The organism is Microbacterium halophytorum, from assembly GCF_002970975.1.
In the GTDB taxonomy this organism is placed as follows: domain Bacteria; phylum Actinomycetota; class Actinomycetes; order Actinomycetales; family Microbacteriaceae; genus Microbacterium; species Microbacterium halophytorum.
Genome location: NZ_KZ672983.1, coordinates 18,366 through 34,422, shown reverse-complemented (window position 1 = coordinate 34,422; position 16,057 = coordinate 18,366). Strand labels below are relative to the sequence as shown.

The following is a 16,057-nucleotide window of genomic DNA, read 5'->3' as shown; positions in this document are numbered from 1 at the left end:
CCCGCGGCCGCGCGCGCTCGGATCCAGCGCGGCGGCAGGAAGAGCCCGCTCATGTGCCGCCGACTGCGGGTTGAGCGCCGCCGGCGAACCCACAGCTGGCGGCACCTGAGCGGTGCCGATGCCGGCGGCGACACGGCCCTCGAGGGAATCCGGAACCGAACTGAGACGATCGGCCGCTTCCCGACACCTGCAGGGTGAGAGACGATGACCTTGAGGTGGCTCATGACCGACAACACGAGCGATGCCGCGCTGATCGATGCGGCCGCCGCGGGCAGCGAGATCGCGTTCCGCGAGCTGTTCCGCGCCTACGCGACGCCCGTGTTCCGGGTCGCGCACGCCCTGCTCGACGACCGCGGCGACGCCGAGGACGCGGTGCAGGAGACGTTCGTGGTCGCGTGGCGCAAGCTCGACGGGTTCGCCCTCGCGGGCGAATCGGCGCTGCCGTGGCTCGCGACGATCTGCCGCAACGTCGCCGCGAACCGCATCAGGGTTCGTCGGCGCGAGCGCGAACGCACGGGCGGCGAGGTCGATGAGCGACAGCCGGACACGGTCGACGTCGAGCAGCAGGTGGTCGATCGCGCCCTCGCCGAGAGGATCGGGCGCGAGGTGGACCGGATGTCGCCCGACGACCGGCGCATCTTCGGGCTGTGCGTCGCCGAGGGGTATGCGTACGCGGCGGCGGCCGAGGAGCTCGGCCTCACGCACGGCGCCGTCAGGAATCGTCTCTCCCGGATCAGAACGCGGCTGCGTTCCGTCGTGAAGGAGGAGGCGTGATGAGCGCGCATGAGAACGGTGCGGGTGAGCAGGAGCTGCCCGAGCTCCCGGATGAGGCCGTCGAACGCATCGAACGCGGGGTGTTCGCGCAGATCGCGCGCGAGCGCGGCGAGAAGCAGCGGCAGGCGAGGGCGCGGCGCCGGCGCTGGACCAGGGCCGGCTACGGCCTCGCGGCGGCAGGCATCGTCGCGGTGGTTGCCGTGCCGTTCGCGGTCTCGAGCCTCGGCGGTGGGGCGGACGATGCGGCGGCGCCCGAGTCGGCGCCGTACGACCAGGCCGCGACCGAGGAGGTCGACGGCGACGCCGGCGGATCCGGGGCCGACGACGGCGCGATGGTCGAGGACGCGCAGGCGAGCGACGAGGCAGGGGCAGAGTCGGATTCGTCGGCCGCGGTGGGGGAGGACGCAGGCGACCGCATGGTCATCCGGAACGCCTACGCGAACCTGCTCGTCGACGACGTGCGCGCGGCGGGCAAGGGGCTCACGGAGCTGGCGGAGGAGCACGACGGCTACGTGCAGGAGCTCGGCGAGTCGAGTCAGGAAGGGGTGGACGGGGCCGACCCGACCGAGGTGGTCTCCGGTTGGGCGACGCTGCGGATCCCAGCCGACGACCTCGACGGCGTGCGCGCCGAACTCGCCGAGCTCGGCGACGTGACGAGCATGCAGGTCAGCGAGTCGGATGTGACGAGCCAGGCGATCGACCTGGAGGCGCGCATCGATACGGCGCGGGCATCCGTGGACCGACTCACGGAGCTGATGGCGAAGGCCGGGTCGGTCGGCGACCTGCTCGAGGCGGAGACCGCGCTCAGCGAGCGCCAGGCGCAGCTCGAGTCGTACGAACGAGAGCTGGAGCATCTCGACGACCAGGTCGCGATGTCGACGCTCAGCGTCGAACTGCGGCTCCGCGACGCGGCGGAGGGCGCCGACCCGGCTGGTTTCTTCGACGGCCTCGTCGCCGGATGGAACGGCCTGGTCGCGTTCTTCGACGGCGTGATCGTCGCGGTCGGCTGGCTCATCCCGTGGGCCGCCGTCGTGGCGGTGCTCGCCCTGTTCGTATGGGCGATCGTGCGGCTGCGCCGGCGCCGCCGCGCGGCGGACTGACGGGGTCGGCCGCGGGGTGCGGCGGCCCCGGGGTCCCGCCGCGGTGTCAGATTCCGTGCTGTGGGGGCGGGGGAGAGCGCGTTCGTTGCGACCGCGGCGGATGGGGGTCGTGGTCGCCGGGGGTGGAGGTCGTCGGGTTCTCGCCGCGGTGTCAGATTCCGTGCTGTCGGGGCGCGGGAGAGCGCGTTGGTTGCGACCGCGGCGATTGCTCGGGTCTCGGGGCGGAGGGGCGTCGGGCGGGCCCGTGTGCGTGCGTGCGGGTCAGCGCGGCGCCGAGTCCGCGACGGCTCGGGCGAACGACGTGGTCGGCGCCGCGAGGACCTCGTCGATGGGGCCCTGCTGCGTCATCCGGCCGTGCTCGATGATCGCGACGCGGCCGGCGAGCGAGAGCGCGTCGGCGGCGCTGTGCGAGACGACGATCGTCGTGGTGCCCCGGACCTGTTCCCGGACGACGTCGCGCAGCCGAGCCGCCGCCTCGACGTCGAGGGAGGAGAACGGTTCATCGAGGAGCAGCAGGCGCGGGCGCGCGGCCAGCGCCCTGGCGAGCGCGACCCGCTGCCGCTGGCCGCCGGAGAGCCGGTCGGGCCGGCGGTCGCCGAGCCCCGCGAGCCCGATGCGGTCGAGCCAGGCCCCGGCCTCGCGGCGGGCTTCGTCGCGGCGGGCGTGCGCACCGTTCGCGCGCACGGCGAACGCGATGTTCTCGGCGGCCGTCATGTGCGGGAACAGGAGCGCGTTCTGACCGAGCAGGCCGACCCCGCGCTGAGGCGGCGGCATGTGTGCGCCCGGCGCGGCGAGCGTGCGGCCGCCGAGTGCGATCTCGCCGTCATCGATCCGGATGAGGCCGGCGAGCGACTCGACGAGCGTCGTCTTGCCGGCGCCGCTCGGGCCCATGACGGCGAGCGTCTCACCCGCGGCCACGTCGATCTCGACATCGAGACCGGCGTGCGCGACGGCGACCCGTGCGCGGAGCGCGCTGCCGTGCGCGCCGCCGTGGGCCGGAGCCGCGGGTGCGTGCGCCGCGCTCATCGCACCGCCCCCGGGCGCCAGGCGCGCACCGCCAGCAGCACGACGACGGCGGTCGCGAGCAGCAGCAGCGACAGGGCGACGGCGGTGTCGCGGCCCGTGCCCGCGCCGTTGAACGCCGTGTAGATCGCGAGCGGCATCGTCTGGGTCGTGCCCGGCGCGTTGCCGGCGAACAGCGCCGTCGCGCCGAACTCGCCGATCGCGCGGGCGAAGCACAGGATGACGCCCGTCACGATCCCCGGCGCCGCGAGCGGCAGCGTGATGCGCCACAGCACGCGCCAGCGGCGCGCCCCGAGCGTCGACGCCGTGCGTTCGTACGCGCTGCCGGTCGACCGGATGGCGCCCTCGGCCGAGAGCACGAGGAACGGAAGGGCGACGAACGCCTGCGCGATGATGACGGCGGTGAACGAGAAGGGGAGCGTGACGCCCCAGGCGCCGTCGATCATCCGGCCGAGCGGGCTCGTGCGGCCGAACAGGAACAGCAGCGCGACGCCGCCGACCATCGGCGGCAGCACGAGCGGCACGGCGACGACGGCGCGCAGCAGGGCGGAGGCGCGCGGGCCCGAGCGCGCGATCAGCAGGGCGAGCGGCAGGCCGAGCACGACGCACAGAGCCGTCGCGGCGAGGCCGCTGAGCAGCGAGAGGCGGAGCGCGTCGAGCGCGGCGGGCGACGTGATGTCGGCCCACAGCGTCGGCCAGGACGCGCGCGCGACGAGCGAGAGGAGAGGCAGCACGAGCAGCAGCACCGCCAGCACCGCCGGCGCGATCAGGGCGAACGGGGGCGTGGCGCCTCGGTCGGGGCGGGCGGGGGCCGTCATGGAGCCCCGAACCCGAACTCGGCGAGCACGGCGGCGCCGTCGTCGCCCAGAACGAACTCGGCGAACGCCTCGCCTGCGTCGCTCGCACCGTCCACGGCCGCGATCGGGTAGCGGTTCACGACGTCGGCGGCGCCATCCGGAACGATGCTCTCCACGTCGTCGTCACCGATGACGTCGGTCGCGTAGACGAGCCCGGCATCGGCCTCGCCCGCCGCGACCTTCGCCAGCACGCTCGTGACGTTCTGCTCGAGGCTGGCGGCCTCGACCTCGACGCCCTGGCTCTCGAGCAGCGTCGCCGACGCGGCGCCGCACGGCACCTCGGGCGCGCACACCACGGTGGTCGCGCTCGCGAGGTCAGCGAGTTCGTCGATGCCTGCCGGGTTGCCTGCGGGCACGGCGATCACGAGGGTGTTCGTCGCGAAGAGGCTCGGTTCGGCGACGAGGCCCGCGTCGATGGCGTCCTGCATGCTGCGCTCGTCGGCCGTGGCGAGCACGTCGGCGGGCGCGCCCTCGGTGAGCTGAGTGACGAGCGTGCTCGACCCGTCCGCGACCAGCGAGATCGTCGTGCCGGGGTTGCGCTCCTCGAAATCGGCGGCGAGGTCGCCGAACGCCGCGCTCAGCGACGCCGCCGCATAGACGGTCGCCTCGCCCGCGATCTCGGAGCCGCCCGCGTCACCGGAACCGGCGGTCGTCTGCTGGGCAGAGCACCCGGCGAGGAGGAGCACGGCGGCACCGGTGACGAGTGCCCTGGCCCTCACGCGGGAGCCCCCGTGCCGCTCGGGAGCGCGGCCGCGGGTGCCGCCGCGCGGCGGCCGACGCGCGTGGAGAGGCTGGCCCCGGGCTGCTCGGGAGCGGTCGCGGGGCGCTCTGCCGAGCCCGGCGGCTCTCCGGCGGCGCTCGCCCGGGCCCTCACGCGAGAGCCCCCGCCGACGACTGGCCGCCCGTGCTCGCCGGCCGCGGCGTCTCGACGATGAGGTTGGTCGCCTTCACGACGGCGACCGCGAGCGATCCGGGCTCGAGCGCGAGCTCCCGCACGGCCTCGGCCGACATCAGCGAGACGAAGCGGTGCGGGCCCGCCTGCAGATCGACCTGGGCCATCACGCCGTCGACCTGCACCCGCGTGACGAGCCCCGTGAAGCGATTGCGCGCGCTCGAGCCGACTCCGGTCGGGTCGGCCGGCGCCCCTGCGAGGCGCTGCGCGTGTGCGGCCACGGCGTCGCCGGGAACGCGGGCGGGGCTCTCGCCCGTGACCGGCAGCGTGCCGGCGTCGATCCAGCGGCGCACGGTGTCGTCGCTCACCCCGAGCAGCCGCGCGGCCTCGGCGATCCTGTAGGAGGTCATGGCCACAGTCTAGGGAAGGATCTCCGCGTCTGCGGTGATGTCACGCGGATGCAGTACGCAGATGCGGGAATATGGTCGCCATGGCAGGCGCGCCGATGGAGAGGAACGAGCGTCGCCCCTGGGTCGGCAGCGGAGGGCGGCGCCTGCGACCGGCAACGTCGTCTCTGGATGGGAGGCGCAGTTGATGCCACTGGGGCGGCCGTGGAGGGGCGGCGCCTGCGACGGGCAACGTCGTCGCTGGAGGGGAAGCGCAGCTGCTGCCCCTGGGCCGGCCGCGGAGGGGCGGCGTTAGCGGCCCGTGGCGCTGAGGGCGCCGCCGGCGCCGCCGTCGCCCACCCGTTTCGGGCATCCGGTCAGGCGGGCGGCGTAGCCTGGGCCCGATGGCAGAGATCACCGTGCGCCCCGCAGTCGCCGCCGACATGGCGGCGGTCTATGAGCTGCTTCAGCCGTACGTCATGCGCCGCATCCTGCTCGGCAAGGACCTCGTCGTGCTCTACGAGTCGACGCAGGAGTTCGTCGTGGCGGTCGACGAGGGCGGCACCGTCATCGGATGCGGCGCGCTGCACGTGATGTGGGAAGACCTCGGCGAGGTCCGCACGCTGCTCGTCGCCGACGAGTGGCTGCGCCACGGCGTCGGCCGCCGCCTCGTCGAGGCCCTCGAGGAGGCCGCCCGCGAGCTCGGCCTGCGCCGCCTGTTCTGCCTCACCTTCGAGACGGGCTTCTTCGAGCGGCGCGGATTCACCGAGATCGGCGAGCAGGTCGTCTCGCCCGACGTGTACTCGCAGCTCGTCCGCAGCCGTGACGAGGGCATCGCGGAGTTCCTCGACCTCGCACACGTCAAGCCGAACACGCTCGGCAACACCCGGATGCTCAAGGAGCTCTGAGCGCGGAACCGGCTCACGAGGCCTGTTCCCGCCGCACCCCGATCACCGCCCCCGTCGCATTCTCCGCGCCGGGGACCGGATTCTTCGCGCGGAATCCGTCACCGCGTCGGAGGGGAGCGGTGGCGAGGGGCGACCGCGGGGGAACGCCGCGATGCATGCCTCGCGACGCCCGGATGCCCGGCGCGCCGGAGCAGTGGGCCCCCTCCCAGAGCGGGCGGCTTAGCCTGGGGGCGTGAACGCCCGCCGCCATTCGCCCGCCGTGTACCGCCGGCGTCGGCTCATGGTGCTCGTGCTGGCGCTTCTCGTGATCGGCGGCATCGCCTGGCTGCTCATCGCCCAGCCGTGGACGGCCTTCGGCGGCGGGGCCGACGATCCCGCACCCACCGGCGAGACCACGACCGAGACGCCGGAGCCGACGGCGAGCGGCGCTCCGGACGACGGCGAAGGGTCGGACTCCGCCGAAGGGGACTCCGAGGGCGAGCCGGGCGGAGACTCGGGCGACGCCGACGCGGACGAGGCGAAGGACGCCGACGCGGAGCCCGAGGCCTGTGAGGCGAATGCGGTCGAGGTCACGGCCGTCACGGACAAGGGGGAGTACGGCGCGGACGAGAAGCCCGAGCTGTCCATGACCCTGAAGAACACCGGCGACGTCGACTGCACGATGAACGTCGGCACGACCAAGCAGGTGTTCACGGTGCTCAGCGGCGGGGACGTCTGGTGGCGCTCGACGGACTGCCAGAAGGAGCCCAGCGACATGGTCGTCACGCTGAAGGCGGGCCAGGAGGTCTCGAGCGCCGAGCCGATCGTCTGGGATCGCACGCGCTCCGGCGTGGACTCGTGCGGCGAGGAGCAGCGCCCGGCGGCCGCGGCCGGCGGCGCGTCGTACCACCTGCGGGTCGCCGTGGGGAACATCGAGTCGGAGTCGAGCCGCCAGTTCATCCTGCGCTGACGCCGGGGCCGCGCATCCGGCGTTCACACGACCCGGATCGAACCGTGGTCCGCGTCGGGCTCCCGCTCCCGCGCGGGCGCGCTCGCGTAGGCTGGGGGTGATGGGCAAGAAGCGGAAGAAGGCCCCGACGCTGACCGAGCAGGACGCCCGCTCGGAAGCGCTCGCGCAGGCGCTCGAGAAGCAGGACATGGCCGCCGTCGCGCTCGCGCTGCGCAACGGGAACACGATCGTCCCCCTGATGAAGCCGGGCGCGCGGGACAACCCCCTCGACTCCGGGGAGGTGTGGACGTTCCGCGACCCCAAGACGGGCCAGGTCGCGCTGCTGCTGTTCAGCGACGCCCGCAACAAGCCCGAGAACCTGCCGCCGACGATCGGGGTCTATTCGCCCGATTGGCTGAAGGCCTTCCTCTCGAAGCACGTCGACGAGATCACCACGGTGTTCCTCGACATCGCGGGCCCGCACCCGATGCAGGCGCCCCCGGCGGACCTGCTCGCGGCGCTCGAGATCTGAGCGCCGACGCTCGACTGGCATACCCCTAGGGGGTATATAGTGACCATGGCGCCGGATGACCCGGCGCGCGAATACGACAAGAGGGAGTACGGCATGGCGATTGAGCGGATCGACCTGGGCCTCAAGGACGTCTCGGCCTCCGGCGACGGCTGCTGCGGGGGCGGCGGGAGCTGTGGCTGCGGCAGCGCGGACGCCGGCTCGGGCCACGGGCACGGCGCGAACCCGGCCGCGACGACCGTCACGGCCGTGCGCGTGGACGGCATGACCTGCGGGCACTGCGTGAGCTCCGTGACCGAAGAGGTCGGCAAGATCGCCGGCGTCTCGTCGGTCTCGGTCGACCTCGTCGCCGACGGCTTCTCGACAGTCACGGTGCGCAGCACGGGCCCCGTCAGCGCCGACGACCTCGCCACCGCGATCGACGAAGCCGGCTACGCTCTCGTCTCCTGACTCCCGTCCCGGGCGTTGACGCCGCGGGGAGGGCGCGTCAGCATCGAGGTATGGAAACCGTGCTGATCGCGATGGCGTGCGCCGCCGGCCTCATCGTGCCGCTCGGCCTGGTGGGCGCGCGGAGCCAGAGACGCAGAATGCGCCGGAGGCGCTGAGCGCCGGCGGCGCGCTCAGAACGGCGCGGGCTCCTCGCCGCGCTGGGGCCGGGGCGACTCCGCACGCGCCGCCCGCAGCGCGTCGCCGAGCGTCGCGGCGTCGGCGTCGATGATGCGGCGGTACCCGAGGCGGGAGGCCTCGGTGCGGCGCTGTGCCGACTGCGTCACGGGGCGCACCTGGCCCGCCAGGCTGAGCTCGCCGACGGCGGCGAGGTGCCCGCCGACCTTCCAGTCCTTGATCGCGCCCGCCACCGCGACCGCGATCGCGAGGTCGGCCGCCGGCTCGGTGAACCGGATGCCGCCGACCGTCGAGACGTACACGTCGAGCTTGCTCGTCTCGATCCCCGCGCGCTTCTCGAGCACGGCGAGCACCATCGCGACGCGCGACGCGTCGACGCCGTGCACGATGCGCCGAGGGTTCGGCGCCTGCGTCGGGATCGCGAGCGCCTGCACCTCGACGGGGAGTGCCCTGCGCCCCTCCATCGAGATGCCGACGCACGTGCCGCTCGCCGGCACGCCCGCCGACAGGAACATCGCGCTCGGGTCGGGCACCTCGGCGATGCCGTCGCCCGTCATCTCGAAGCAGCCGACCTCGTCGGTCGGCCCGAAGCGGTTCTTGAGCGCCCGCACGAAGCGGAGCGCCGTCTGCCGATCGCCCTCGAAGTGGCACACGACGTCGACGAGGTGCTCGAGCACGCGCGGGCCCGCGACCTGGCCGTCCTTCGTGACGTGCCCGACGATGATCATCGGGATGTCGCGCTCCTTCGCGACCCGGATGAGCGTGCTCGCCACCTCCCGCACCTGGCCGGGCATGCCTGCCGCGCCGTCGGACTCGGCGGACGCTACGGTCTGGACGGAGTCGACGATCACGAGCTCCGGCTGCACCGAATCGATGTGGCCGAGGATCGTCCCGAGGTCGGTCTCGCTGGCGAGGAACAGCTCGTCGTGCAGGGCACCGGTGCGCTCCGCGCGCAGGCGCACCTGCGCCGGCGACTCCTCGGCGCTCGCGTAGAGCACGCGCCGCCCGCTCGCCGCCGAGCGCGCCGCCACCTCGAGCAGCAGGGTCGACTTGCCGACGCCCGGCTCGCCCGAGAGGAGAACGGCCGCTCCCGGCACGATGCCGCCGCCGAGAACGCGGTCGAACTCGCCGATGCCGCTCTTCCGCCGCGGGGCCTCCTGCGACCGGATCTGGGTGATCGGCGCGGCGGCGGACGTCGGGATCATCGAGCGCACGCGCCGCTGCGGCGCTTGCTGGCCGGCCTCCGCGACGGTGCCCCAGCTCTGGCACTCGCCGCAGCGCCCGACCCACTTCGGCGTCGTCCACCCGCATTCGGAGCAGACGTACGCGACGGACGCCCTTTTCGTTGCCATGCGCACCAGCGTAGGCGGCACCACCGACATCCGGATTCGGCCGCCCCGGCGTCACATTCGGCGCGCCGGGGAATACGCGCACCCCTCGAATGCGCTTTCCCGCCTGTACGCGCGTCACACGGTTACGCCCGGTGAAGCCCCGTGCGCCCCGAGCCCCGATCGTGTGCTGTGCTGTATACCGCGCGGTCACCGCCGCGCCCGAACAAGGAGTAAGCCATGACCCGTCTCAGCCGCACAGCGCTCGCGATCACCTCGACGGCGGTCGCCGTCTCGATGCTCGCCGGTTGCGGCGGCGGAGGGGGCGAGGGCTCGGGCGCCGCGGGCGACAACACGCTCACCTACCTCGAGCCGCAGACCTGGAACACGCTGTACCCGCCGTCGGGCGGCTTCTACCCGAACGGCGGCGTGATCAACAACATCACCGATCGCCTCGTCTACCAGAACCCCTCCACGCTCGAGTTCGAGCCGTGGATCGCGACGGACTGGGAGCAGAACGACGACGCCACCGAGTACACGTTCACGCTGCGGGAAGGCGTGACGTACTCCGACGGCTCGCCGCTCGACGCCGAGAACGTCGTGAAGAACTTCGACCTGTTCGGCCTCGGCGACACCGACAGGGCGCTGCCGGTGTCGGAGGCGATCAACAACTACGACCACGGCGAGGTCGTCGATGAGAACACCGTGAAGTTCTTCTTCTCGGCGCCGGCGCCCGGGTTCCTGCAGGCGACGTCGACCATCAACTCCGGCCTGCTCTCGAACGACACCCTCGACCGCGACAGCCAGGGCTTCGGGCCGGGCAGCGCGACCGAGATCGTCGGCAGCGGGCCGTTCGTCGTCGCCGACGAGCAGGTCGGAACCGAGCTGACGCTGGAGGCGCGCGACGACTACGACTGGGCCCCGCCCTCGCTCGAGCACCAGGGCGCGGCCGCCATCGACGGCGTGCAGTTCATCGTCACGGCCGAGGACAGCGTCCGCGTCGGCTCGGTCACGTCGGGCCAGGCCGACATCGCTCGCCAGATCGCGGCACCGGACGAGCCCCAGTTCGAGGCGGAGGGCGTGGAGCTGCTCGCCGCGCCCACCAACGGCGTCACCAACAGCCTCAGCCTCCGGATCGGTCACACGCCGTTCGACGACATCCGGGTGCGTCAGGCACTGATCGCCGGCATCGACCGCGAGGAGATCGTCGACCAGCTCTTCACCGACAGCTACCCGCTCGCGACGGGCATCCTCGCGTCGACGGCCCTCGGCTACACCGACACGAGCGAGTACTACGAGTACGACCCGGACGAGGCGGCTCGGCTCCTCGACGAGGCCGGCTGGGAGCTCGGCAGCGACGGCATCCGGGTCAAGGACGGGGAGAAGCTGCACGTCACCTTCAACGAGGCGCTGCCGCAGCCGCGCTCGAAGGAGGTCGTGACCCTGATCCAGGAGCAGCTCGGCGAGCTCGGCTTCGAGATCGAACTGTTCGCCGGCGACCAGGCGGCCCAGGACGAGGCGCGGCTCGACGCCGACACGATCCAGGTGTACCACTCGATGGTCGGCCGCAGCGACTACGACGTCCTGAAGAGCCAGCTCTCCGGCGAGAACCGCAACGCGCTCCTGAACCTCGACGTCGCCAGCGGCGAGTACGTCGACGAGGAGCTCGAGTCGCTCCTGGATCGGATCGCGTCTGTCCCCACGCCCGAGGCGCGCCAGGAGGCGTCCGCGGCGGCTCAGCAGCACATCGCCGAGAACGCGTACGCGCTGCCGCTGTTCGAGGAGCCGCAGGTGTTCGGGCTGCGCAGCGGCGTGCAGGGCTTCGCGACCGAGTCGATCGGCCGGCCGTCGTTCTACCAGGTCACGCTCGGCGAGTGAGCCGGTCGGGCGTCGGGGCCCGGGGCGCGGCGCACGCCGCGGGCCCGGGCATCGGCGTCCCCGCGGGGCCCGCTCCGCGTCGGACGGAACAGGGAGAGCTATGACGACATACGTGCTGAGAAGGGTGGGGCAGGCGCTCCTGGTGCTGCTCCTCGCCTACACGGCGGCGTACCTGCTGCTGGCCGCGCTGCCGGGCGACGCCGTGATGGCGCGGTACGGCAACCCGGATCTGGGCCTCACGCCCGCGCAGATCGACGAGATCCGCGCGTCGTACGGGGCCGACCGGCCCCTCATCGTGCGCTACTTCGACTCGCTCGGGGCGTTCCTCACGGGCGACCTGGGCTTCTCGGTGCAGTCGGGCGCCGCCGTCGGCGACCTGATCGCCGAGGCGCTGCCGTCGTCGCTCGCGCTCGCGATCCCCGGGCTGATCCTCGCCGTCTTCCTCGCCGTCACGATCGCGTTCACCGCGACCTACGGCAAGGGGCGCTGGCTGCGGCGGGTGTTCGAGAACATCCCGCCCGTGATGGTGTCGCTGCCCGTGTTCTGGGTCGGCATCATCCTGGTGCAGATCTTCTCGTTCCAGCTCGGCCTCGTGCCCGTGATCGGCGGAACGCCGATCCAGCAGCTGATCCTGCCCGTCATCACCCTCTCGGTGCCGATCGCGGCGCCGCTGGCCCAGGTCCTGATCCGGAGCATCGAGGAGGTGCGAGAGATGCCGTTCGTCGCCGTCGTGCGCTCCCGCGGCGCCAGCACCTCGTGGCTGCTGTGGCGAAACGTCGCCCGCAACGCGCTGCTGCCGACGCTGACGATGGCGGGCCTGCTGTTCGGCGAGCTCGTGGGTGGCGCCGTCGTGACCGAGAGCGTGTTCGCGCGCTTCGGAATCGGCCAGCTGACGGCGCAGGCCGTCGCGAACCGCGACACCCCCGTGCTGCTCGCGGTGGTCGTGATCGCGACCGTCGCGTTCGTGACGATCAACCTCATCGTCGACCTGCTCTATCCCGTGCTCGATGCGCGGCTGCGCCGCGCATCCGGGCGCACGCGCCCCGCCGCTGAGGGGGTGTCCGCGTGACCGTCGTCGCCGCCCCGCGCCGCACCCGCGCGTTCCTGCGCGCCCTGGTCCGGCCGGGCACGCTCATCCCCGTCGTCATCCTCCTGCTCGCGCTCGCATGGGCCGTCGCGCCGGGCGTGTTCACCTCCCTCAGCCCCACCGAATCGACGGGGCAGGCGCTCACGGGCCCGAGCGCCGGGCACTGGTTCGGCGTCGACGCGACCGGTCGCGACGTGTACTCACGCGTCGTCCACGGTGCGTCGCACTCGATCACGGCCGCGCTCGTCGCGGTCCTGGTCGGCCTCGTCGCCGGCACCGCGATCGGCGTGACGGCCGGCGCTACGGGCGGCGCGGTCGAGGAGGCGCTCATGCGCGTCGTCGACGTGCTGCTCGCGATCCCCGCGCTGCTGCTCTCGCTCAGCGTCGTGATCCTGCTCGGCTTCGGCACGACCAACGCCGCGATCGCGGTGGGAGTCACGTCGATCGCGACCTTCGCGAGGCTCGCGCGCTCGCAGGTCGTCAGCGTGCGGGTGAGCGAGTACGTCGAGGCGGCGTACGGCTCCGGCGGCACGTTCTTCGGCGTGCTGTGGCGCCACATCCTGCCGAACTCGCTCACGCCCGTGATCGCGCTCGCCGCACTCCAGCTGGGCTCGGCGATCCTGCAGATCTCGACGCTCGGCTTCCTCGGCTACGGGGCACCGCCGCCGACGCCCGAGTGGGGCCTGCTGATCGCGGAGGGGCGCGACTACGTCGCGACCGCGTGGTGGCTGACCGTGCTGCCCGGCCTCGTCGTCGTGGCCGTCGTGCTCGCGACGAACCGACTCAGCCAGGTGATCCGAGGGGAGAAGGGCCTGTGAGCGAATCGCTCCTCAGCATCCGGGATCTGGCGGTGGCGTACCGCACCGACCGCGGCGACGTCGACGCCGTGCGCGGGGTCTCGTTCGACGTCGCGCCCGGCGAGGTCACGGCGCTCGTCGGCGAGTCGGGGTCGGGCAAGTCGACGGTCGCGCAGTCGGTCATCGGCCTGCTCGCGGGCAACGGCCGCGTCACGGCGGGCAGCATCACCCTCGACGAGCGGCGGGGCGGTGCGACGGAGCTCGTCGGGCTCGGCGAGAAGCGCTGGCGCGAGCTGCGCGGGCGCTGCATCGCGCTGATCCCGCAGGATCCGGGCAACTCCCTCAACCCCGTCAAGACGATCGGCGCGAGCGTCGCGGAGGGCCTGCGGATCCATGGCTGGCGCGACCGCGACGAGCTGCGCGCGAAGGTCGTCGACCTGCTCGATCGCGTCGGAATCGACAGCCCGGATGTCCGGGCGAAGCAGTACCCGCACGAGCTGTCGGGCGGCATGCGACAGCGCGTGCTGATCGCCGCGGCCATCGCGCTCGAGCCCGAGCTGATCGTCGCGGACGAGCCCACCAGCGCTCTCGACGTGACGGTGCAGCGCACCGTGCTCGACCTGCTCGACGACCTGCGCCGCGAGAGCGGAACCGGCCTGCTGTTCATCACCCACGACCTCGCCGTCGCGGCCGACCGTGCGCGCGACGTCGTCGTGATGCAGGGCGGGCGAGTGCAGGAGGCGGGGCCGGCGGCCGAGGTGCTCGCGCATCCGAGCGCCGAGTACACGCGCACGCTGCTCGCGGACGCACCGTCGCTCGCGCGCGTCGTCGAACGGCCGAAGGCGACGGCCGCCCCGGATGCGGAGGGGCCCGGTGCCGAGGCGGGCGCCGCCGCCCGCGCGCAGCGCGCCGGCTCGCCCCTCGTCGAGGTCTCGGGCCTCCGCCAGGAGTTCGCCCACGGCGCCGGCCGCGGCCCGCTCGTGGCCGTCGACGACGTGTCGTTCACGGTGGCGCGCGGCACGACGCACGCGCTCGTGGGGGAGTCGGGATCCGGCAAGACCACGACGGGCCGTTCGATCGCGGGTTTCAACCGCCCGACGGCGGGGAGCATCCGGATCGCCGGCACGGAGGTCACGGGGCTGAAGGGGCGCGAGGCGCGGGCGCTGCGGCGGAACGTGCAGCTGGTCTACCAGAACCCGTACGGGTCGCTCGACCCCCGGCAGACGATCGGCTCGGTGCTCGCCGAGCCGCTGCGCAACTTCCGGATCGGCGACGCGTCGGAGCGCGCCGACCGGGTCGCGCGCAGCCTCGAGCTCGTCGCTCTCTCGCCCGACCACGCCGCGCGCCGGCCGCGCGAGCTCTCGGGCGGGCAGCGCCAGCGCGTCGCGATCGCGCGCGCCCTCATCGTCGAGCCGGAGCTGGTCGTGCTCGACGAGGCCGTCTCGGCGCTCGACGTGACGGTGCAGGCGCAGATCCTGCGGCTGCTCGCGCGGCTGCAGGGCGAGCTCGGCCTGACGTACGTCTTCATCTCGCACGACCTCGCCGTCGTGCGGCAGATCGCGGACAGCGTCTCGGTGCTGCAGAGGGGCGCACAGGTCGAGCACGGCGCGACGGCCGCCGTCTTCGATCATCCGGAGCACGACTACACGCGACGGCTCATCGACGCGATCCCTGGCGCCGCCCTGCGCGGCGCGGATACGATCGCCCCGACCACACGAGAAGGAGACGAATGAGCGACCAGGGCGCCGACATCATCGGCCTGCTCGCCGGCATCGCGCCGGGGAGCTCCATCGACCGGCTGCGCGATCAGCGGCCGCAGGCGCGCGAGAACGCGCAGCTCAGCTTCGAGGCGCTGTTCGAGCCGCGGGAACCGGGCACGTTCGCGCTCGCGGAGCGCTACGCCGTCGGCGCGTTCGTCGCGCAGCTGCACGGCTTCGCGACGGCGACGGCCTTCTACCTCGACCTGCTGGGCGACGAGGACGAAGCGCTCGTCGACCCCGTGCGGGCCGCGGCTCGTTCGGCGCAGGGCTCGGGGCCGGCGGGCGCGTACCGCGAACCGGCGGTTGCCGCCGAGAGCACGCCTGGCCCCGTCTGGCGCGCACCGGAGGGGCTCGAGCCCCGGCTCGGCGCGGCGCTCGCACACGCGCACATGCTCGTGTTCCGCCCCCGCGAGGCGAGCCCCGACGACCTGCGCGCGCTCGCCGCGGTCGGGTGGAGCGCCGACGACATCGTCAGCCTCTCCCAGCTGGTGTCGTTCCTCGCCTTCCAGCTGCGCGCCGCCTGGGGGCTGCGCGTGCTCTCGCAGAACCCCGCGCAGGAAGGAGCGGCCGCATGAGCGCCGTCATCACCGACTTCCCCGAGCTGCACCGCCCGGAGGGCTTCACGCGGGAGGGCCTCGGCTGGGCGCCGTGGCTCGAGCCAGTCGCCGAGGCCGACCTGACGGCCGAGCAGATCGACGCGCTCATCAAACCCGAGCGCGCGAAGATGCCGTACTTCCGGCTGCTGGCGCGCGACCCCGAGGCGCTGCGCCGCCGCACGCTGACCGACCTGGACATCTTCTTCAACGTCACGGGCGGCGTCGGTCGTGCCGAGCGCGAGCTCGCGGCGACGGCGGCATCGCGCCGGAACGGCTGCGTCTACTGCGCCTCGGTGCACTCCGCCGCGGCCGCCCGCGAGTCGGGCCGCGTCGAAGACGTGCAGCGCCTGCTGGACGAGGGCGTCGGCGCCGACCTCGGTGACGAGGCGTGGAACGCCGTCGTGGCGGCCTCCGTCGCGCTGACGGACACGCCCCTCGGCTTCGACGAGGGCGACATCGCGCGGCTCCGGGCGGCCGGCTACGACGACGCCGAGATCATCGACGTGATCAACGGCGCGTCGTTCTTCAACTGGGCGAACCGCCTGATGCTCTCGCTCGGCGAGCCCGAGGTGCCCGCGCGGCTCCGGTAG

17 protein-coding genes are annotated in these 16,057 nt (G+C 73.3%); 12 read left to right on the top strand and 5 right to left on the bottom strand.

Annotated features, from left to right (window positions below):
• Nucleotides 1–222 precede the first annotated feature (222 nt).
• Both C0010_RS03170 and C0010_RS03165 read left to right on the top strand, forming a co-directional pair.
• On the top strand, nt 223–774 hold the full coding sequence (locus C0010_RS03170) for an RNA polymerase sigma factor (RefSeq protein WP_105565620.1): 552 nt from the start codon (nt 223–225) through the stop codon (nt 772–774).
• A complete protein-coding gene (locus C0010_RS03165; RefSeq protein WP_105565619.1) occupies nt 774–1,874 on the top strand; it encodes a DUF4349 domain-containing protein in 1,101 nt (366 codons plus the stop codon). The genes C0010_RS03170 and C0010_RS03165 overlap by 1 nt, the downstream gene beginning before the upstream one ends.
• Before the next feature lie 261 nt (nt 1,875–2,135).
• Here the strand turns inward: C0010_RS03165 and C0010_RS03160 are convergent, their stop codons facing one another.
• From C0010_RS03160 to C0010_RS03145, 4 genes are all read right to left on the bottom strand, one after another.
• A complete protein-coding gene (locus tag C0010_RS03160) occupies nt 2,136–2,900 on the bottom strand; it encodes an ABC transporter ATP-binding protein (RefSeq protein WP_105565618.1) in 765 nt (254 codons plus the stop codon).
• Nucleotides 2,897–3,715 carry an ABC transporter permease gene (locus tag C0010_RS03155; RefSeq protein ID WP_105565617.1) on the bottom strand — a complete coding sequence of 273 codons (819 nt, stop codon included), beginning with the start codon at nt 3,713–3,715 and terminating at the stop codon, nt 2,897–2,899. The genes C0010_RS03160 and C0010_RS03155 overlap by 4 nt, the downstream gene beginning before the upstream one ends.
• Complete coding sequence (gene modA, locus C0010_RS03150) at nt 3,712–4,473, bottom strand: molybdate ABC transporter substrate-binding protein (protein ID WP_105565616.1); 762 nt, start codon at nt 4,471–4,473, stop codon at nt 3,712–3,714. The genes C0010_RS03155 and modA overlap by 4 nt, the downstream gene beginning before the upstream one ends.
• Nucleotides 4,474–4,624: 151 nt before the next feature.
• Nucleotides 4,625–5,056 carry a TOBE domain-containing protein gene (locus tag C0010_RS03145; protein WP_105565615.1) on the bottom strand — a complete coding sequence of 144 codons (432 nt, stop codon included), beginning with the start codon at nt 5,054–5,056 and terminating at the stop codon, nt 4,625–4,627.
• 380 nt (nt 5,057–5,436) lie between these two features.
• Between C0010_RS03145 and C0010_RS03140 the strand changes: the two genes are divergently transcribed.
• The 4 genes from C0010_RS03140 to C0010_RS03125 all read left to right on the top strand — a co-directional run bounded on the left by C0010_RS03140 (nt 5,437) and on the right by C0010_RS03125 (nt 7,847).
• Complete coding sequence (locus tag C0010_RS03140; protein ID WP_105565614.1) at nt 5,437–5,940, top strand: amino-acid N-acetyltransferase; 504 nt, start codon at nt 5,437–5,439, stop codon at nt 5,938–5,940.
• Nucleotides 5,941–6,172: 232 nt separating this feature from the next.
• Complete coding sequence (locus tag C0010_RS03135) at nt 6,173–6,889, top strand: hypothetical protein (RefSeq protein ID WP_232531701.1); 717 nt, start codon at nt 6,173–6,175, stop codon at nt 6,887–6,889.
• A gap of 97 nt (nt 6,890–6,986) precedes the next feature.
• Entirely contained in the window at nt 6,987–7,400 is a 414-nt protein-coding gene (locus C0010_RS03130; RefSeq protein WP_408631065.1) for a dehydrogenase, read from the top strand.
• A 45-nt stretch (nt 7,401–7,445) separates the two neighbouring features.
• Nucleotides 7,446–7,847 (top strand): heavy-metal-associated domain-containing protein, encoded by a 402-nt coding sequence (locus C0010_RS03125; RefSeq protein WP_232531700.1) that lies wholly within the window; start codon nt 7,446–7,448, stop codon nt 7,845–7,847.
• Between the two features lie 170 nt (nt 7,848–8,017).
• Here C0010_RS03125 and radA read toward each other — a convergent pair whose 3' ends face one another.
• On the bottom strand, nt 8,018–9,373 hold the full coding sequence (radA, locus tag C0010_RS03120) for a DNA repair protein RadA (RefSeq protein WP_105565611.1): 1,356 nt from the start codon (nt 9,371–9,373) through the stop codon (nt 8,018–8,020).
• 216 nt (nt 9,374–9,589) lie between these two features.
• On the opposite strand from radA, the gene C0010_RS03115 reads away from it, so the two are divergent.
• The 6 genes from C0010_RS03115 to C0010_RS03090 all read left to right on the top strand — a co-directional run bounded on the left by C0010_RS03115 (nt 9,590) and on the right by C0010_RS03090 (nt 16,057).
• On the top strand, nt 9,590–11,227 hold the full coding sequence (locus C0010_RS03115) for a TIGR04028 family ABC transporter substrate-binding protein (protein WP_105565610.1): 1,638 nt from the start codon (nt 9,590–9,592) through the stop codon (nt 11,225–11,227).
• 100 nt (nt 11,228–11,327) lie between these two features.
• Complete coding sequence (locus C0010_RS03110) at nt 11,328–12,296, top strand: ABC transporter permease (protein ID WP_105565609.1); 969 nt, start codon at nt 11,328–11,330, stop codon at nt 12,294–12,296.
• Nucleotides 12,297–12,331: 35 nt separating this feature from the next.
• A complete protein-coding gene (locus C0010_RS03105; protein WP_408631066.1) occupies nt 12,332–13,132 on the top strand; it encodes an ABC transporter permease in 801 nt (266 codons plus the stop codon).
• Complete coding sequence (locus C0010_RS03100; RefSeq protein ID WP_105565607.1) at nt 13,129–14,844, top strand: dipeptide ABC transporter ATP-binding protein; 1,716 nt, start codon at nt 13,129–13,131, stop codon at nt 14,842–14,844. The genes C0010_RS03105 and C0010_RS03100 overlap by 4 nt, the downstream gene beginning before the upstream one ends.
• Entirely contained in the window at nt 14,841–15,446 is a 606-nt protein-coding gene (locus C0010_RS03095; protein WP_105565606.1) for a CMD domain protein, read from the top strand. The genes C0010_RS03100 and C0010_RS03095 overlap by 4 nt, the downstream gene beginning before the upstream one ends.
• Nucleotides 15,443–16,057 (top strand): alkylhydroperoxidase domain protein, encoded by a 615-nt coding sequence (locus C0010_RS03090; protein WP_105565605.1) that lies wholly within the window; start codon nt 15,443–15,445, stop codon nt 16,055–16,057. The genes C0010_RS03095 and C0010_RS03090 overlap by 4 nt, the downstream gene beginning before the upstream one ends.

Bases quoted from the DNA above. Each gene is read 5' to 3' on its own strand.
- C0010_RS03170 (WP_105565620.1), top strand. From the start codon at position 223: ATGACCGACAACACGAGCGATGCCGCGCTGATCGATGCGGCCGCCGCG.
- C0010_RS03165 (WP_105565619.1), top strand. From the start codon at position 774: ATGAGCGCGCATGAGAACGGTGCGGGTGAGCAGGAGCTGCCCGAGCTC.
- C0010_RS03160 (WP_105565618.1), bottom strand. From the start codon at position 2,900: ATGAGCGCGGCGCACGCACCCGCGGCTCCGGCCCACGGCGGCGCGCAC.
- C0010_RS03155 (WP_105565617.1), bottom strand. From the start codon at position 3,715: ATGACGGCCCCCGCCCGCCCCGACCGAGGCGCCACGCCCCCGTTCGCC.
- C0010_RS03145 (WP_105565615.1), bottom strand. From the start codon at position 5,056: ATGACCTCCTACAGGATCGCCGAGGCCGCGCGGCTGCTCGGGGTGAGC.
- C0010_RS03140 (WP_105565614.1), top strand. From the start codon at position 5,437: ATGGCAGAGATCACCGTGCGCCCCGCAGTCGCCGCCGACATGGCGGCG.
- C0010_RS03125 (WP_232531700.1), top strand. From the start codon at position 7,446: ATGGCGCCGGATGACCCGGCGCGCGAATACGACAAGAGGGAGTACGGC.
- radA (WP_105565611.1), bottom strand. From the start codon at position 9,373: ATGGCAACGAAAAGGGCGTCCGTCGCGTACGTCTGCTCCGAATGCGGG.
- C0010_RS03115 (WP_105565610.1), top strand. From the start codon at position 9,590: ATGACCCGTCTCAGCCGCACAGCGCTCGCGATCACCTCGACGGCGGTC.
- C0010_RS03110 (WP_105565609.1), top strand. From the start codon at position 11,328: ATGACGACATACGTGCTGAGAAGGGTGGGGCAGGCGCTCCTGGTGCTG.
- C0010_RS03095 (WP_105565606.1), top strand. From the start codon at position 14,841: ATGAGCGACCAGGGCGCCGACATCATCGGCCTGCTCGCCGGCATCGCG.
- C0010_RS03090 (WP_105565605.1), top strand. From the start codon at position 15,443: ATGAGCGCCGTCATCACCGACTTCCCCGAGCTGCACCGCCCGGAGGGC.